At 73.2% G+C, this 16,735-nt stretch carries 17 protein-coding genes; 8 read left to right on the top strand and 9 right to left on the bottom strand.

Going from position 1 to position 16,735, the window contains the following annotated elements:
- Window positions 1-66 precede the first annotated feature (66 nt).
- The 3 genes from ispF to AB4039_RS26395 form a co-directional block, all read right to left on the bottom strand.
- Window positions 67-591: a 2-C-methyl-D-erythritol 2,4-cyclodiphosphate synthase gene (gene ispF / locus AB4039_RS26385; protein WP_266840684.1), complete on the bottom strand. Its 525-nt coding sequence runs from the start codon at window positions 589-591 to the stop codon at window positions 67-69.
- Window positions 581-1,327, bottom strand: a complete 747-nt coding sequence (ispD, locus tag AB4039_RS26390) for a 2-C-methyl-D-erythritol 4-phosphate cytidylyltransferase (RefSeq protein WP_442271973.1) — start codon at window positions 1,325-1,327, stop codon at window positions 581-583. The genes ispF and ispD overlap by 11 nt, the downstream gene beginning before the upstream one ends.
- A 249-nt stretch (window positions 1,328-1,576) precedes the next feature.
- The gene (locus AB4039_RS26395; protein WP_003953493.1) at window positions 1,577-2,059 is read right to left on the bottom strand and encodes a CarD family transcriptional regulator; all 483 of its coding nucleotides are present in this window, start codon (window positions 2,057-2,059) and stop codon (window positions 1,577-1,579) included.
- 553 nt (window positions 2,060-2,612) lie between these two features.
- Between AB4039_RS26395 and AB4039_RS26400 the strand changes: the two genes are divergently transcribed.
- A complete protein-coding gene (locus AB4039_RS26400; RefSeq protein ID WP_266840680.1) occupies window positions 2,613-3,293 on the top strand; it encodes a DUF461 domain-containing protein in 681 nt (226 codons plus the stop codon).
- 75 nt (window positions 3,294-3,368) lie between these two features.
- Here AB4039_RS26400 and AB4039_RS26405 read toward each other — a convergent pair whose 3' ends face one another.
- Both AB4039_RS26405 and AB4039_RS26410 read right to left on the bottom strand, forming a co-directional pair.
- Window positions 3,369-4,049 (bottom strand): response regulator transcription factor, encoded by a 681-nt coding sequence (locus tag AB4039_RS26405; protein WP_007265514.1) that lies wholly within the window; start codon window positions 4,047-4,049, stop codon window positions 3,369-3,371.
- Entirely contained in the window at window positions 4,046-5,296 is a 1,251-nt protein-coding gene (locus tag AB4039_RS26410; RefSeq protein ID WP_442271974.1) for a sensor histidine kinase, read from the bottom strand. The genes AB4039_RS26405 and AB4039_RS26410 overlap by 4 nt, the downstream gene beginning before the upstream one ends.
- Window positions 5,297-5,505: 209 nt before the next feature.
- Here AB4039_RS26410 and phoU point away from each other — a divergent pair, with 209 nt between their 5' ends.
- Both phoU and AB4039_RS26420 read left to right on the top strand, forming a co-directional pair.
- Window positions 5,506-6,183, top strand: a complete 678-nt coding sequence (gene phoU / locus AB4039_RS26415) for a phosphate signaling complex protein PhoU (RefSeq protein WP_030232376.1) — start codon at window positions 5,506-5,508, stop codon at window positions 6,181-6,183.
- 113 nt (window positions 6,184-6,296) lie between these two features.
- Window positions 6,297-6,452: a hypothetical protein gene (locus AB4039_RS26420; protein ID WP_266840676.1), complete on the top strand. Its 156-nt coding sequence runs from the start codon at window positions 6,297-6,299 to the stop codon at window positions 6,450-6,452.
- Between the two features lie 80 nt (window positions 6,453-6,532).
- Here the strand turns inward: AB4039_RS26420 and AB4039_RS26425 are convergent, their stop codons facing one another.
- Window positions 6,533-6,994 carry a hypothetical protein gene (locus AB4039_RS26425; protein ID WP_266840674.1) on the bottom strand — a complete coding sequence of 154 codons (462 nt, stop codon included), beginning with the start codon at window positions 6,992-6,994 and terminating at the stop codon, window positions 6,533-6,535.
- Window positions 6,995-7,246: 252 nt separating this feature from the next.
- On the opposite strand from AB4039_RS26425, the gene AB4039_RS26430 reads away from it, so the two are divergent.
- A complete protein-coding gene (locus AB4039_RS26430) occupies window positions 7,247-7,456 on the top strand; it encodes a hypothetical protein (RefSeq protein ID WP_442271975.1) in 210 nt (69 codons plus the stop codon).
- Between the two features lie 79 nt (window positions 7,457-7,535).
- On the opposite strand, the gene AB4039_RS26435 is transcribed toward AB4039_RS26430, so the two are convergent.
- Window positions 7,536-8,294, bottom strand: coding sequence for a phosphoglyceromutase (locus AB4039_RS26435; RefSeq protein WP_266840671.1), 759 nt, complete (start codon window positions 8,292-8,294; stop codon window positions 7,536-7,538).
- A gap of 163 nt (window positions 8,295-8,457) precedes the next feature.
- Here AB4039_RS26435 and AB4039_RS26440 point away from each other — a divergent pair, with 163 nt between their 5' ends.
- Window positions 8,458-9,864, top strand: a complete 1,407-nt coding sequence (locus AB4039_RS26440; protein ID WP_442271976.1) for an MDR family MFS transporter — start codon at window positions 8,458-8,460, stop codon at window positions 9,862-9,864.
- Window positions 9,865-9,939: 75 nt separating this feature from the next.
- Here the strand turns inward: AB4039_RS26440 and AB4039_RS26445 are convergent, their stop codons facing one another.
- Both AB4039_RS26445 and mshA read right to left on the bottom strand, forming a co-directional pair.
- A complete protein-coding gene (locus tag AB4039_RS26445) occupies window positions 9,940-10,428 on the bottom strand; it encodes a YbjN domain-containing protein (protein WP_266840667.1) in 489 nt (162 codons plus the stop codon).
- Window positions 10,421-11,803, bottom strand: a complete 1,383-nt coding sequence (gene mshA / locus AB4039_RS26450) for a D-inositol-3-phosphate glycosyltransferase (protein WP_442271977.1) — start codon at window positions 11,801-11,803, stop codon at window positions 10,421-10,423. Before mshA ends, AB4039_RS26445 begins: the two co-directional genes overlap by 8 nt.
- Window positions 11,804-12,002: 199 nt before the next feature.
- On the opposite strand from mshA, the gene AB4039_RS26455 reads away from it, so the two are divergent.
- From AB4039_RS26455 to AB4039_RS26465, 3 genes are all read left to right on the top strand, one after another.
- Window positions 12,003-12,815, top strand: a complete 813-nt coding sequence (locus tag AB4039_RS26455) for a class I SAM-dependent methyltransferase (protein WP_442271978.1) — start codon at window positions 12,003-12,005, stop codon at window positions 12,813-12,815.
- A gap of 211 nt (window positions 12,816-13,026) precedes the next feature.
- Complete coding sequence (locus AB4039_RS26460) at window positions 13,027-14,133, top strand: NlpC/P60 family protein (protein ID WP_442271979.1); 1,107 nt, start codon at window positions 13,027-13,029, stop codon at window positions 14,131-14,133.
- Window positions 14,134-15,376: 1,243 nt separating this feature from the next.
- Window positions 15,377-16,711 (top strand): SpoIIE family protein phosphatase, encoded by a 1,335-nt coding sequence (locus AB4039_RS26465; protein ID WP_266840661.1) that lies wholly within the window; start codon window positions 15,377-15,379, stop codon window positions 16,709-16,711.
- The last annotated feature ends 24 nt before the right edge of the window (window positions 16,712-16,735 follow it).

A 16,735-nucleotide genomic window follows, 5' to 3' on the forward strand; every position in this document is an offset into this window, starting at 1 on the left:
GCCCCGGCCCGGCGGGCCGGGGGGCCGGCGGGCCGGGGGCCGGCGGGCCGGGGGCTCGCGGGCCGGTCAGACGCGGTAGACGAGTGCCGTGGCGATGGCGGCGAGCCCCTCGGCGCGGCCCGTGAGGCCCAGGCCGTCGGTGGTGGTGCCGGAGACCGCGACGGGGGCGCCCGCCGCCGCCGCGAGCGCCTTCTGCGCTTCTTCGCGCCGCTTTCCGATCTTCGGGCGTACGCCGATCACCTGGACCGCGATGTTGCCGATCTCGAACCCCTCGGCGCGCACGATCCGGGCGGCTTCCGCCAGCAGCGTCACGCCCGCGGCGCCGGACCACTCGGGGCGGGAGGTGCCGAAGTGGGCGCCGAGGTCGCCGACCCCGGCGGCCGAGAAGAGGGCGTCACAGGCGGCGTGGGCCGCGACGTCCCCGTCGGAGTGACCGGCGAGACCGTCCTCGCCCTCCCACAGCAGCCCGGCGCACCACAGCTCGCGCCCGGCCTCGAAGGCGTGGACGTCGGTCCCGATCCCGACGAGCGGGATCAGCGGGGCGGAGCCGGTACCGGCCTGCGCGGCCCGCCCGTCGGAATCAGTACGCATCGGTGGCCCTCCTGCGGGCGAGTACGGCCTCGGCGAGGACCAGGTCGAGCGGACGGGTGACCTTGAAGGCCTCTTCGTGGCCGGGGACGACCACGACGGTGACCCCGGTGCGTTCCACCATGCCCGCGTCGTCCGTGGCGCCCTCGCCGCTGACGGCGATGGCCTCGTGGGCGCGCAGCAGGGTGGCGAGGTCGAAGCCCTGCGGGGTCTGCACGGCGCGCAGCCGGGCCCGCTCGGGCGTGGCGACGACCGGCTCGGGCCGGCCGGGCGCGCCCGGCTCGACCTCCTTGACGGTGTCGGCCAGCGGCAGCGCGGGGACCACGGCGGGGGCGCCGCCGCGGACGGCCTCGACGACGGAGTCGACGGTGTCCACGGGGACCAGCGGGCGGGCCGCGTCGTGGATCAGTACGGAGGTGATGTCCGCCGGGAGGGCGTCCAGGCCGGCCCGCACGGACTCCTGGCGGGTGTCCCCGCCGGGGACGACGAGGATCTCGGTGCGCTCGGGCAGCGCGTGCTCGTCCAGGAGGTTGCGCACCTCGGCGGTCCCGTCGGACGGCGCGACGACCACGACGAGGGACACCGCGCGGGAGCGGGCCATGGCGCGGACGGCGTGGATCAGCATCGGCGTCCCGCCGAGGGCCCGCAGGGCCTTGGGTGCGCCGGGGCCGAGGCGTACCCCGCGTCCGGCGGCCGGGATCACCGCGGCGGTGCGGTGGGCGCGCGATTGGTCAGACATCAGTGATAGCTCCGGGCCAGGTTTGTGACTTCGGCCGACATGGGTATGGCCTGAAGGGTGCCGGGTGCGACGCCCTCGCCCCTTCCGTGACGACCGGTCGAGCCGGCTGGCCGGGCCCGGCGCGCCAGAAGCAGGCCTAAGGGTCCGTGGGTACGGATGCAGACATGCCGCAGCGCCCGGCAACGACCCCCTCGTGGAGGAGGGGGTCCGTCATCGGGCACCGCGGCACACTGTGGTTCGGTTCGAGCGTCAGGACGCGAGAACCTCGTCGAGGAGGGCCTCGGCCTTGTCCTCGTTGGTGTTTTCGGCGAGCGCGAGCTCGCTCACCAGAATCTGACGCGCCTTCGCGAGCATGCGCTTCTCACCCGCGGAAAGCCCGCGCTCACGCTCACGACGCCACAGGTCACGCACCACTTCGGCGACCTTGATGACATCGCCAGAAGCGAGCTTCTCCAGATTTGCCTTGTAGCGCCGGGACCAGTTCGTCGGCTCTTCTGCGTACGGTGCGCGGAGCACCTCGAAGACCCGGTCCAGCCCGTCCTGGCCGACTACGTCGCGAACGCCGACGAACTCCGCATTGTCCGCAGGCACACGAACCGTCAGGTCGCCCTGGGCGACCTTGAGCACCAAGTAGGTCTTGTCCACGCCTTTGATCTGGCGAGTTTCGATGGCCTCGATCAGCGCGGCCCCGTGATGGGGATAGACCACGGTGTCGCCAACCTTGAACGTCATGTGACAGGTACCCCTTCCGTGGCTATCCAGGGTAACACGAGAACTGACTGTTATGAATGGCGTTTTCGCAGGTCAGGGCACATCTCGGGGCTTGACAACAGCGACACGAACGTGCTGCGAAGGGCTTCCGGAAGGGGGTATTCGCAGGTCGGAGGCGCTGTACGGACCGGCCGAATCGACCACGTTACACCTGACGGAGGAGCTCACGACTGTGACGTACGTCCCGTTTTGCCGGGTTCTGTGACCGGAAACCGAAGTACTCCGTTCGACTGGCGGGCACGCGTACGGAGCGGGTTCCGGCCCAATCCCGAATTGATCACGGATCCGCGTTCGAGGGAATCCGGAAATTGATCATCGCGCGGCGTCCGGGGGTTATGGGAATGCAAGATCGCGGGGCGGGCGCGGCACGGGGCGCGCGGAGCGGAGGGTCGGGTGCGGGGGCGGGGCGGCGGCTCGGTAACCTAAGCGCGCTGACACACCCTTAGGGCGGCTTTACCTCGGCCGTCCCGAGAGCCCACCCTCCCGTCCGTACGTCCTAGGAGTTGCCGCAGCCGTGAGCCGCAGCCTTCGACGCGGCGCCCTCGCCGCTACCGCCATCGTGTTCTCGATCGCCTCGCTCGCCGCGTGCGGTGCCGGCAACGACGCGCAGACTCTCCAGATCAAGCCGGACAACGCCGCCGCCACCAAGGGCGACATCAAGGTCCAGAACGTTCTGGTGATCAGCCAGGGCGAGAAGGGCAAGAAGGGGCCGGCCTCCGTCTCGGCGACCGTCTTCAACACCGGTGAGAAGCCGCAGGTCCTCAGCGGCATCACCCTGCCGGCCACCAAGTCCAAGGTGATCCTGAAGGGCGCCGGCGGCGCCGACAAGATCATCGTGCCGCCGAACGGCTCCGTGGTCCTGGGCGGCAAGGGCAACGCCTCCGCCTCCATCGAGGGCGGCGTCGCCTCCGCGGTGGAAGCGGGCAACGTCGAGGAAGTCGTCTTCCAGCTGAGCAGCACCGGTGACGTGCCCGTGGGCGCCCAGGTCGTGCCCGCCGCCGGCATGTACGCCGGCTTCGGACCGACCGAGGCCCCGGCCGCCGCGGCGGGCTCCACCCCGTCGGGCTCCCCCTCGGGTTCCCCGTCCGGCTCCCCCTCGGGCACGCCGTCGGGCTCCCCGTCCGGCGCCGCGGGCGCCTCGGCCTCCGGCACCCCGTCGCCGTCGGGCAGCGCCTCGCACGCCGCCGGCCACTGACGCCGAAAGACACGAAGGGAGGGCCCCGGCCGCTGATGCGGCCGGGGCCCTCCCTTCGTTCGTACGCCCGCCGGTCTACGGCTCGAACTTGTAGCCGAGGCCGCGGACGGTCACCAGGTAGCGCGGGGCACCCGGGTCGGGTTCGATCTTGGCCCGGAGGCGCTTGACGTGGACGTCCAGGGTCTTGGTGTCGCCGACGTAGTCCGCGCCCCAAACCCGGTCGATCAGCTGCATGCGGGTGAGCACGCGGCCGGCGTTGCGCAGGAGCATCTCCAGCAGGTCGAACTCCTTCAGCGGGAGGTCCACCTTGGCGCCGGCGACGGTGACCACGTGCCGGTCCACGTCCATCCGTACCGGACCCGCCTCCAGGGCCGCCGGGGTGACCTCCTCCGGCTCGCCGCGGCGGCGCAGCACCGCGCGGATGCGGGCGACGAGCTCGCGGGAGGAGAAGGGCTTCGTGACGTAGTCGTCGGCTCCTATCTCCAGCCCGACGACCTTGTCGATCTCGCTGTCCTTGGCGGTCACCATGATCACGGGGACGTTGGAGCGGCCGCGCAGCTGCCGGCAGACCTCGGTGCCCGGCAGACCGGGCAGCATCAGGTCGAGGAGGACGAGGTCGGCGCCGTTGCGCTCGAACTCGTCGAGCCCGTCGGGCCCCGTCGCAGCGATCGCGACCTCGAAGCCTTCCTTGCGGAGCATGTAGGACAGGGCGTCGCTGAAGGATTCCTCATCCTCGACGACGAGCACTCGGGTCACGGAAGGACCTCCGGGGCAGGGATGGGTGTTTCGGGTTCGGGCTGGGGCTGGGGCTGGGGTCGGGCGGGTGCGGGGGCGTCCGCCGGGATCTGCGCGGCCGCCTCGGGCAGGCGCAGGGTGAACGTGGAGCCCTGGCCCTCGGAGCTCCACACCGACACCTCCCCGCCGTGCGAGGCCGCCACGTGCTTCACGATCGCGAGGCCCAGTCCGGTTCCTCCCGTGGCGCGGGAGCGGGCCGGGTCCACGCGGTAGAAGCGCTCGAAGACGCGCTCGCGGTCCTTCTCCGGGATGCCGATGCCCTGGTCGGTCACGGCTATCTCGATCAAGTCTCCACCCGGCGCGGTCACCCGGCGCGCAGCGATGCCGACGCGGGTGCGGGCGGGGCTGTAGTTGACGGCGTTCTCGACCAGGTTGCCGAGGGCGGCGGCCAGCTGCCCCCGGTGACCCCATACCCGCAGGTCGGCGGTGCCGCCGGCGGCCATGGTGATCTGCTTGGCCGTCGCCGTGTGGCGGCACCGGTCGATGGCCTCGGCCACCAGGGTGTCCACCCGCACGGGCTCGGCGTCCTCCAGGGCCTCGTCGTTCTGCACCCGGGAGAGGTCGATCAGCTCCTGCACGAGGTTGATCAGGCGGGTGGACTCGATCTGCATGCGGCCCGCGAAGCGGGTGACCGCCTCGGGGTCGTCGGCGGCGTCCATGACCGCCTCCGAGAGCAGGGAGATCGCCCCGACCGGGGTCTTCAGCTCGTGCGACACGTTCGCGACGAAGTCGCGGCGGACCGCCTCGATGCGGCGGGCCTCGGTGAGGTCCTCGACGAGCAGGAGCACCAGGCGGGAGCCGAGCGGCGCCACGCGGGCGGAGACCGCGAGGGCCTCGCCGCGGCCGGTGCCGCGCCGGGGCAGGTCGAGCTCGATCTGGCGTATCTCCCCGTCCCGGCGGGTGTCGCGGGCCATGTGGAGCATGGGCTCCACGGCCAGCTTGCCGCCGCGGACCAGGCCCAGGGCGTACGCCGCCGAGCTGGCCTTCACCACCGCGTCGCCCTCGTCGAGGACGACGGCGGAGGAGCGGAGCACGGAGAGGACGGTGTCCACACCGGGTGGGAGCACCGCGTTGATGTCGGGGCGCATGGAGCTCCGGGTGGGGCGGGCCTGGTCGCGCTCGCTCCAGCGGAACGCCAGCATCGCGATCACACCGGTGCACAGACCGGCGATCGCTGCAGCTGCGGCGACCGCCGCGTTCACGTCCATGGATCCAGGTTAAGCAGGCAGAACGACACTTCCACAGCCGTTCGGGTGGCAGCTCGAACACTCGTCGCCCAGAGTTCACCCTGGCGACGGGGTTGATTCACTTGTGATGCCGGAGTCGGACGCGTTGGCACCCGAACGTGTAGAACGTGGGGCCAGGAGCCACGCAGCACACGAGCAGGCAGTAAGAGCGGCAGGAGAGGGACACCACCATGCGCGACGCGTACCACGAGGAACTGGACTCGATCGGAGAAAGCCTGGTCGAGATGGCCCGGCTCGTCGGTTCCGCGATCGGGCGGGCGACGACCGCGATGCTGGACGCCGACCTGAAGCTGGCCGAGAGCGTGATCGCCGCCGACCAGAAGGTCGACGACCTGCAGCACGACCTCGAAGCCCGTGCCATCGCGCTGCTGGCCCGCCAGCAGCCCGTCGCGACCGACCTGCGCATCGTGGTGACCTCGCTGCGCATGAGCGCCGACCTGGAGCGCTCCGGCGACCTGGCGCAGCACGTGGCGAAGCTGGCGCGCCTGCGCTTCCCGGACCGGGCCGTCCCGCGCGACCTGCACGCGACCATCCTGGAGATGGGGCAGCTGGCGCAGCGGCTGATGGCGAAGGCGGCCGAGGTCATCATCACGAAGGACGTCGACCTCGCGCTCCAGCTGGAGCAGGACGACGACGAGATGGACCAGCTGCACCGCACCCTCTTCCAGCACCTGATGGACGACCGCTGGAAGCACGGCATCGAGACGGCCGTCGACGTGACCCTGCTGGGCCGCTACTACGAGCGCTTCGCCGACCACGCGGTGTCGGTGGCGAAGCGCGTGGTCTACCTGGTGACGGGTGAGCACGCGGACGAGCTCCAGCAGCCGACGCAGGTCGACGGGGTCTGACGTCCGCTCCCGAGCCCCAATGCGCCGTTGACGCGCCGGTGTGGCTGGGCATGAATGAGGCGAAGGCGCTCCGTCACCGGGACGCCACGCCTGTGCGCCCACGAGGAGGATCCATGCCCGATTCCCCCGTCCCGATCACCCCGGAGCAGGACCAGCAGCCGTCGTCCCGTCCGGAGCCCCTGCGCCTCCCGCTGCTCGCGGCCTGCGGCTGCGGGTCGGGCTGCGGCTGCGGCTGCCAGTCCGGAGCCCCCTGCCAGTGCGGGGGCTGACAGCACCCCCTCGAGTACGCCCGGAGGGCCCCGCCGGACCGCGTCCGGTCCGGCAGGGCCCTCCGCCGTGTCGTAGCTGGTCAGTCGCCGGTGTTGGTGGCCCAGACGGGCTGGTTGGCGCTGTTGTAGACGACGGCGTTGCCGTCGTCCTGGACGGCCAGGTAGTGGCCCTTGTGCCAGGTGCCGGCGGCCCAGACGGGGTTGCCGTTGCTGTCGTAGACGACGAAGTTGCCGTCTTCCTGGAAGACGGCGCTGTCGGCCTTCGGCCAGACGTCGGGCGCCTGCCAGGCGGCCTTGCCGTCCTTGTAGAGGACGAAGTTGCCGTCGCTCTGGACGCGCAGGACGGTCCGGCCGTTGCCGGAGGTCCACGCCTGGTTCTTGTGGAGGGTGGCGCCGCCGTAGAAGTGGGCGTCGGTGCGGGCGGCGGAGGCGGCGGCGGCCCGCGGCGCGGACGAGGCGTCGGCGGCCGGGCCGGAGGCGAGTACGGGCAGGAGGGCGAGGGCGAGCGCGGGAAGACCGCGCCTCACGAGGTTCTTGATCATGACCAGGAGTTGTAGCCGGGCGGCGCTCGGGCCCGACAGCGCAGAAACGACGCACTCACCCGTCCGGCCCACCACCTTCAGCGCCGAAACGCCACTTCACACCCGCTCTGCACCCTGCTTTCTCACCTCAAACCAACGAAAAAGCCCCACCCCGGCGCGAAACCACCGCACCGGTCATCGCGGGAACCCCGGGCCACCCTTCGCCGGCGAAACCCGGAGGCGCTCGTCACGGAGTTGTGCGATCTTGCCGCCATGAGCGACCCCTCCACCCCCTCCACGACGGTGGCCGACGACCACATCCTCGCCCGCCGCTCCATACCCGCCATCAAGGCCTTGCGGGAACACCTCGGCTGCTCCCTCCAGGACGCGGTGACCGCCTATGAGGGCCGCTACGAAGCCCTGCGCCTCGAACACCCGGACGTGCTCCCGAAGCTGCTCGACGACCCCGACCAGGACTCCTGACCCGCGCACGGCCGGGGCGACGAAAAGGCCCCCCGCCCACTGGAAAACCAGCGGGCGGGGGGCCTCTCGCGTGATGGGGTTACTTCTTGCCCTGGTTCTTGACGGCCTCGATGGCGGCGGCCGCGGCGGCCGGGTCGAGGTAGGTGCCGCCCGGGTTGAGGGGCTTGAAGGAGGCGTCCAGTTCGTAGGCGAGCGGGATGCCGGTGGGGATGTTGAGGCCCGCGATGTCGGCGTCGGAGATGCCGTCCAGGTGCTTGACCAGGGCGCGCAGGGAGTTGCCGTGCGCGGCGACCAGGACGGTGCGGCCCGCGAGGAGGTCCGGGACGATGGCGTCGTACCAGTACGGGAGCATGCGGACGACGACGTCCTTGAGGCACTCCGTCCGCGGGCGCAGCTCCGGCGGGATGCTCGCGTAGCGCGGGTCCTCGGACTGGGAGAACTCCGTGCCGTCCGCGAGGGCCGGCGGCGGGGTGTCGTAGGAGCGGCGCCACAGCATGAACTGCTCCTCGCCGAACTCGGCGAGGGTCTGGGCCTTGTCCTTGCCCTGGAGGGCGCCGTAGTGGCGCTCGTTCAGGCGCCAGGAGCGGTGGACCGGGATCCAGTGGCGGTCGGCGGCCTCCAGCGCGAGCTGGGAGGTGCGGATCGCGCGCTTCTGGAGGGACGTGTGGACCACGTCGGGGAGGAGGTCGGCGTCCTTCAGGAGCTCGCCACCGCGGACTGCCTCCTTCTCGCCCTTCTCGTTGAGATTGACGTCCACCCAGCCGGTGAACAGGTTCTTCGCGTTCCACTCGCTCTCGCCGTGGCGGAGGAGGATCAGCTTGTACGGTGCGTCGGCCATGCGTACGAGCCTAATGGACGGGCCGACGCGCCCGTGCGCGGCACCGGAGGGGCCGCGGAGGGCCTTCGATTGACGGGCGGCGTCAATCCAGTGGCGGCCCGAGGGGCGTCCTCGTAATGTGCCGAGAGCCGGAGCGGCGCTTACATCACCGGGGGGATTCCTTATGTCCGTTGGCAGGTTGAGACAGGCCGCGCGGGAGAGCGTGGCGGGTCTGCCGAGTGCCTTCTGGTGGCTGTGGGCGAGCACGCTCGTGAACCGGCTCGGGGCCTTCGTCGCCACTTTCATGACCTTGTACCTGACGCTGGACCGGGGCTACTCGGCCTCCTTCGCGGGACTCGTCGTCGCCCTGCACGGGCTGGGCGGGGTGGTCTCCTCGCTGGCGGCCGGGGTGATGACCGACCGGCTCGGGCGGCGGCCGACGATGCTGGCGGCGAACGTGTCGACGGCGTTCTCGGTGGCCCTGCTGGGGTTCATGGAGCATCCGGCGGCGATCGCGGCGGTGGCCCTGCTGGTCGGGATGACCTCGAACGCCTCGCGCCCGGCGGTGTCCGCGATGATGGCGGACATCGTCCGGCCGGAGGACCGCGTACGGGCCTTCGCGCTGAACTACTGGGCCATCAACCTCGGCTTCGCGATCAGTTCGGCGGTGGCGGGGCTGGTGGCGGAGTACAGCTACCTGGCCGGGTTCCTCGGCGAGGCGGCGCTGACGCTGCTGTGCGCGGTGCTGGTGTTCGCGAAGCTGCCGGAGTCGCGGCCGGTGCGGGACGCGGCGCAGGAGGAGGCGGCCGGGCCGGAGATCGGGCTCGGGGGCGTACTGCGGGACGGGCGGTTCATGGGGGTCGTCGGGCTGTCGTTCCTGATCTCGCTGATCTTCACGCAGGGTTCGGTGGGGCTGCCGGTGGCGATGGGCGCGGCGGGCTTCTCGCCCGGTGACTACGGGCTGGTCGTCGCGGTGAACGGGGTACTGATCGTGGCGCTCCAGATCCCGGTGACGCGGTTCATCGAGCACCGGGACCCGCAGAAGCTGCTGGTGATCTCGGCGCTGCTGGCGGGGTACGGGTTCGCGATGACGGCCTTCGCGGGGCCGCTGTGGGCGTACGCGCTGACGGTGCTGGTGTGGACGCTGGCGGAGATCGTGAACTCGCCGACGCAGATGGGGCTGGTGGCGCGGCTGTCGCCGGTGCACGGGCGCGGGCGCTACCAGGGGATGTACACGATGTCGTGGGCGGTGGCCGCGCTGGTGGCGCCGCTGATGGCCGGCTTCGTGATCGACCACCTGGGCGCGGCGTGGCTGTGGGGGGCCACGGGGGTCCTGGGGACGGTGGCGGCGCTGGGTTACTGGCTGCTGATGCGGAGCCTCCCGGAGGGTGGACCGGGGACGCCGGTGGCGGGCGGCGGGGCCGGCTCGGGAGATGCGGCCGGATCGGGTGCCGGTTCCGGTGGCTCGTCTGCCGGAGCGGGCGGATCGGGGGGTTCCGCCGCCGGAGCGGGCGGAGCGGGCGGATCGGCCCCCGCGGCCGGGCCGGTCCCTGGCGGGGCGCGGCCGGTGGCCGCCGCCGCGGAGGCGTAACGCCGGGTCGGGCCGCGGCCGGCGCCGCGGGTGGGCCGGCCGCCGCGGGCCGAGGGGCGCGGGCCGTAGGCCGCCTCAGGCCGAGGGGCGCGTCAGGTGCTTGAAGGCGTCCAGGTTGCGGGTGGACTCGCCGCGCGAGACGCGCCACTCGTACTCGCGCCGGATCGCGCCCGCGAAGCCGAGCTCCAGCAGGGTGTTGAAGGCGCCGTCCGCCGCCTCCAGGACGGTCCCGAGGAGGCGGTCCAGGTCCTCCGGGGTGATGACGGACAGCGGGAGCCGGGCCGTGAGGTAGACGTCGCCGAGGGTGTCGACGGCGTAGGCCATGCCGTACAGCTTGAGGTTGCGCTCCAGCAGCCAGCGGTGGACGCCCGCCTCGTTCTCGTCGGGGTGGCGGATGACGAAGGCGTTCACCGAGAGCGAGTGCCGGCCGATCCGCAGCGAGCAGGTGGTGCTCAGCTTGCGGGTGCCGGGGAGCTGGACGACGTAGCTGCCCGGCTCGGGGCTCTCCCAGCCCAGCTCGGCGCCGGCCAGCGTGGACTCGATGATCGCGGCGGTGTCAGCCATGGTGGGAGCGTACGCGACGGCGGTGGTCGTGCATGGCCGCGGTGTACACGTCCGCCGTGCCGCTGGCGGCGGTGTCCCAGCCGAAGAACTGCGCGTGCCGGGCGGCCTCGGCGCCCATCCGGTCCGTGAGACCGGGTTCGTCCACGAACCGGCGCAGTTCGCGCGCGTAGTCGACGGGGTCGTGGCCGGGTACGAGGACGCCCGTCACCCCGTCGTTGACGGCGACGGGGAGTCCGCCGACCGAGGCCGCGAGGACGGGCGTGCCGGTGGCCTGGGCCTCGATGGCGACGAGCCCGAAGGACTCGCTGTACGAGGGCATGACCAGGACGGAGGCGGCCCGGAACCAGTCGGCGAGCTGGTCCTGGCGCACGGGCGGGTGGAAGTGCACGAGGTCGGCGATGCCGAGCGTCGCGGCGAGCTTCTGGAGCCCCTCGGGCTTGGCGAGGCCGCTGCCACTGGGGCCGCCGACGACGGGGACGAAGAGACGGGTGCGCATCGAGGGATCGCGGTCGACGAGCTCGGCGACGGCGCGGAGCAGGATGTCGGGGGCCTTGAGGGGCTGGATGCGGCCGGCGAAGAGGGGGATGACGGCGTCCTGCGGCAGCCCGAGGCGGGCGCGGGCGGCGGCGCGGCCGTCGCCGGGGGTGAAGCGGTCGAGGTTGACGCCGGGGTGCACGACGGCGACCTTGCCCGGGTCGGCCTCGTAGTGGCGGACGAGCTCGTCGGCCTCCTCGGCGGTGTTCGCGATGAGCCGGTCGGCGGCGGCCACGATCTGGGTCTCGCCGATGACGCGGGCGGCCGGTTCGGGGGCGTCGCCCTCGGCGAGGGCGGCGTTCTTGACCTTGGCCATGGTGTGCATGGCGTGGACGAGCGGGACGCCCCAGCGTTCGGCGGCGAGCCAGCCGACGTGGCCGGAGAGCCAGTAGTGGGAGTGGACGAGGTCGTAGTAGCCGGGGCGGTGACCGGCCCAGGCCTGCATGACGCCGTGGGTGAAGGCGCACAGCTGGGCCGGGAGCTCCTCCTTGGCGAGGCCCTCGTACGGGCCCGCGTCCACGTGCCGGACGAGGACGCCGGGGGCGAGCTCGACGACGGGCGGCAGGCCGCCGGTGGTCGCGCGGGTGAAGACCTCGACCTCGATGTTGATCGCGGCGAGGCGCTTGGCAAGCTCGACGATGTACACGTTCATGCCGCCGGCGTCCCCGGTGCCCGGCTGGTGCAGCGGTGAGGTGTGCACGCTGAGCATGGCCACGCGGCGCGGCTTGCGGTGGTGGCCGACGGCCGGGAGGCGCAGGCGGGGCGGGTCGTGGCGGGTGCCGCGTGCGGCGGCGATGCGGCCGCTGATGCTGCCGCCGAGACGGGACACGTACTGGCTCAAGGGAGCAGTTCCTCTCGCTCGGATCGCTCGGACGACGGGCGGCGCAGCGCATGCGGGGCGGCATGGCTGCGGGAGCGCGGTCGGCGCCCTGCTAGGAGTGCAACCCGGATGGCGGTCCCCCGCATTCCGGGAGGCCCGGACTTCCTGCTCGGTTTGCCGGTTTTTTATCTTGCCGGGCCGCTCGGCATACGCTCGGCGCATGGTTTCCCGCAGCACTCCGCCGCCCCCGAAGCGCCCTGTCGGCACCGTGACGCGCGGGACCACGAACCCGAACCGGCTGCGGCGCATGGACCGCTGGATCGCGGCCTCGCACGGGGCGGCGCTGCGCCGCGCCGACGCTCCGGTGGCGGTGGACCTCGGGTACGGGGCCGCGCCCTGGACGGCGGTGGAGCTGCTGGCGCGGCTGCGGGAGGCGGCTCCGCGGGTGCGGGTGGTGGGCATCGAGATCGAGCCGGCGCGGGTGGCGGGGGCGAAGCCGTACGAGCGGGAGGGGCTGAGCTTCCGGCACGGCGGCTTCGAGGTGCCGCTGGAGGGCGGGGAGCGCCCCGCCCTGATCCGCGCGGCGAACGTCTTGCGCCAGTACGACGAGGAGCAGGTCGCGGAGGTCTGGCAGCGGCTCTGCGCACGGCTGGCCCCGGGCGGGCTGCTGGTGGAGGGGACCTGCGACGAGATCGGGCGGCGGCACGTGTGGGTCGCGCTGGGGCCCGAGGGGCCGCGCACGGTGACGTTCGCGACCCGGCTGGGCTCCCTGGAGCGCCCCTCGGACCTGGCGGAGCGGCTGCCGAAGGCGCTGATCCACCGGAACGTGCCGGGTGAGCCGGTGCACGCCTTCCTGCGGGACTTCGACCGGGCGTGGGCGGCGGCGGCCCCGTACGCCTCGTACGGGGCGCGGCAGCGGTGGATCCGTACGGCGCGGGCACTGGCGGCGGACTGGCCGCTGGCGGACGGTCCGGGGCGGTGGCGGCAGGGGGAACTGACCGTGCGCTGGGAGGCGTTGCGCCCGGCGGGGTGAATGTCGGCGCGCGGGGAACGGGTTGCGGAAGCCGTCCGTTGAGTCGTCGGGGGTGGGCGAGACGTGGGCGGTCATGATCGGAACGGCATCCGGAGGGTGTTGGAATTCACCGAGTCGTGGCACCATCCCGATGACAGTGCCAAGTTACTGATGAATAGTCAGATCTGATGTCGGGTGATGTCCGGTCTGGCTCGGGGCGGCTGGGGGAGTCATGGGGACCGCGAAGCGAGCTTCGTCGCGCGTGCAGGGAGTGTCCGCTCTCGCGCTGCTGTGCGCGATGGCGATACTGACGGCCCCGGGGCTGGCGGTGGGCAGCGCGTACGCCGCGCCCGCGACTCCCTCGGCGCCGGCGGCTCCGGCGGCTCCGGCTCCCGAGCCGGAGGGCAAGTCCCTGGACCAGGTCCGCAAGGAGATCGAGGACCTCTACCGGCAGGCCGGGACCGCCACGGACGCGTACAACCTCGCGGTGGGCGAGACGAAGGCGCAGTCCGAGCGGATCGTCGAGATCGCCAAGCTGGTGGTGGCGGGCCAGGACCGGATCACCGGCCTGAAGGACCGCGCGGGCGCCGCCGCCCGCGCCCAGTACCGCTCGGGCGGGCTGCCGCCGGGCGCGGCGCTGGCCCTGAGCGACAGCCCGTCGGCGTACCTGGACGGCGCGGGCCGGCTGCGGCAGGGCGAGAAGGCCACGACGGACCTGCTGTCCGAACTGAACCGGACCCAGACCGACTTGGAGCGGTACGCCAAGGACGCGGGCGCGCTCTGGCAGAAGATGGAGGAGAACCGGGTCAAGCAGGAAGCCGCCAAGAAGGAGATCGAGGACAAGATCAAGGCGGCAGAGGCCCTGGAGAGCCGGCTGGCGGCCGAGGAGAAGGCCCGGCTGATCCAGCTGGAGCAGGAGGCGCAGTACAAGGCGCAGACCGCGTGGCTGTCGTCGGGCGCGATGAAGGACGTCAAGGGCGCGGCGACGGACGCCGGGAAGCGGGCGGTGCAGTTCGCCACGGCGCAGATGGGCAAGCCGTACGAGTGGGGCGCGGCGGGACCGGGCTCCTTCGACTGCTCCGGGCTGACCTCGCAGGCCTGGCTGGCGGCCGGGCGGCCCATCCCGCGGACCTCGCAGGAGCAGTTGCGGCTGTTGCCGAAGGTGGCGGTGAAGGACATGCGGCCCGGCGATCTGATCATCTACTTCGACGACGCGAGCCACGTCGGCATGTACGTCGGAGACGGCGCGATGGTCCACGCCCCGCGCCCCGGACGCAACGTCACGATGGCGGGCGCGGGCTCGATGCCGATCAAGGCCGTGGTCCGCCCCGACGCGTAAGCCCTGGCCGGGCGCTTCCGAGTCCGGGGGCACACCCCCGGGCCGGATCGCGACCCCGGGCCGGATCGCGACCCCGGGCCGGATCGCGACCCCGGGCCGGTCCGCGTACCCCGGGCCGGTCCGCGACCCCGGGCCCGGCCCCGTGGCGGTCAGTGCGTCGGGCCGGCGGGGGCCCGCCCGGACCTGGAGGGCCTCCAGGGGCCTCAGCCCCACGGCGGTGCGTCTCCCCGAGCCGCCGCACCACCCGGGCCACGGACAGCGGGCCTGGTCCGCGGCCACGCAGTCGCGCCGGACGGCCCCGCCCCCGAGGCGCTCAGTGCCGCCCGGGCCGCCGCGTGCCCGCCGGCACCATCAGCCCGCCAGGACCTGGAGGGCCCGCAGGTCCACCAGAGGCCTCAGCCCCACGGACCGGTCCGCCTCCCCACCGCCACCACAGCACCCGGACCGCAGCCACCACGCCCGGCCGAGGCCAGCGGCCCCGACCCCGAGGTGGTCAGTGCCGCCCGGCCGCCGCGTGCCCGCCGGCACCATCGGCCCGCCCGGAACCTGGAGGGCCCGCAGGTCCACCAGAGGCCTCAGCCCCACGGACCGGTCCGCCTCCCCGCACCACCACAGCACCCGGACCGCAGCCACCACGCCCGCCCGCAACCCCGGCCGAGGCCAGCGGCCCCGACCCCGAGGTGGTCAGTGCCGCCCGGCCGCCGCGTGCCCGCCGGCACCCTCCAGCCCGCCCGGACCCACGTCCAGTGCGGCCGGACCTCGCGCGCCGGGCCCCGACCCTGCGGGGTGAGGGCCCGCCGGGTGGGGGCCCGCCGGGTGGGGGCCCGCAGGGTGGGGGCCCGCAGGGTGGGGGCCCGGGTGGGCCCCACGGCCCCGCCGCGCGGCGGGAGCCGACTCCGCCCCACGGCCCTGGCCCCGCAGGGGCGGGGCCGCCGGGGTGCTCCGGCACGCCTGCGGTGTGGTCTGGCCCCGGACGGGCCCCGTCCCAGGGGGCAGGCGCTGCCGGAGCCCGGCGGGGCGCCGGCGGACGTAGGGGCCGGTTCCCGGATCGGTGGGGGGTCTCGGTGGGCGGACGGAGGGTGGTGACGTTGGTCATCCCGGGAACCGCTCATCCCCCGCGATAAGGGCATATGACGGAGGCCCGCCCCCGCCCCCGCCCCGATCGCCATTCCGCTCGCCGCCACCCGACCGCTAGGGTCTGCGCATGAGCGCACCCTCGGGGGGAGGGAAGGAACCGGAAACGATGGCCGTACCCGTACCGCGGCAAAGGGAGATCCCGGTCGCGGAGAGCGGTGCGGCGGCCGCGCCGCCGGTCACCGCCACCGCACCCCCGGCGTCACTCACCCTGCTGGTGATAGAGGACGACCCGGCGGGCGGACTCACCGTCCCCGAGATCCTCGACGCCGACGGCCACCGCATCCGGCTGCGCAGCGCGCGCAACCTCACGGAGGCCGCGCGGCTGCTGACGCCCGACGTGCACTGCGTCCTGCTGAACCTGGGCCTCGCCCCGTCCGGCACGGGTTCCGGCATGGGTTCCGGCACGGGTTCCGGCACTGGTTCCACCGCCGGTTCCGGCCCCGGTTCCGCCGCCGACGCCGAAGACGACGGCCTCACCGTCCTGCGCCAGGTCCTGCGCCTCGCCCCGCGGCACGCGGTCCTCGTCCTGACGGCCGAGGCGGACGCCGACCGCGCCGCCGAGGCGGTCCGTGTCGGGGCCCAGGACTTCCTCTTCCGCGACGAGCTCGACGGCCGGCTCCTGAGCCGGGCCATCCGCTACGCCGTGGAGAGAAAGCGGGCGGACATCGCCCAGTACAAGCTCGCAGAATCGAAACTGCGCGCCCAGGAGAACGCCCGCCTCGAACGCGGCCTGCTCCCCACTCCCCTGCTGGAGGGCTCCGACCTCCGCTTCGCCGCCCGCTACCGGCCCGGCCGCAGCCGGGCCCTGCTGGGCGGGGACTTCTACGACGCCGTCCGCACCCCCGACGGCACCGTCCACGCGATGATCGGCGACGTCTGCGGCCACGGCCCCGACGAGGCCGCCCTCGGCGTCGAGCTGCGCATCGCCTGGCGCGCGCTGACCCTGGCCGGGCTGTGCGGCGACGACCTGCTGGCCACCCTCCAGGAGGTCCTGGAGGTGGAGCGGCCCTGCGAGGAGATCTTCGCGACGCTGTGCACCGTGGACATCTCCCCCGACGGCCGCCGCGCGGGCCTGTGCCTGGCCGGCCATCCGGCCCCGCTCATATCGAGGCCGGGCCGCCGCGCGGAGCTCCTCCCCTACGAGAACAGCGGCCCGGCGCTGGGACTGCTGCCCCGGGCCCGCTGGCCCCGCCGCCAGGTCGACCTTGGCGGCACCTGGAGCCTGATGCTCTACACCGACGGCCTCATCGAGGGCCGTATCGGGGAGGGCCGCGAACGGCTGGGCCAGGACGGAATGGTCGAGATGATCAACCGCCACCTGGAGCGCGGCCTGAGCGGCGAGGGCCTCCTGGAGGCCTCCGTCACCGAGGCCCGCCGCCTCAACGGCGGGGAGCTCACCGACGACGTGGCGGTGGTCCTGCTCTCCCGCGCGGCGGGCTGATCCGCCCGGTCGTCAAGGAGCGGA

The organism is Streptomyces sp. M-16 (genome assembly GCF_052114405.1).
Classification (GTDB): domain Bacteria; phylum Actinomycetota; class Actinomycetes; order Streptomycetales; family Streptomycetaceae; genus Streptomyces.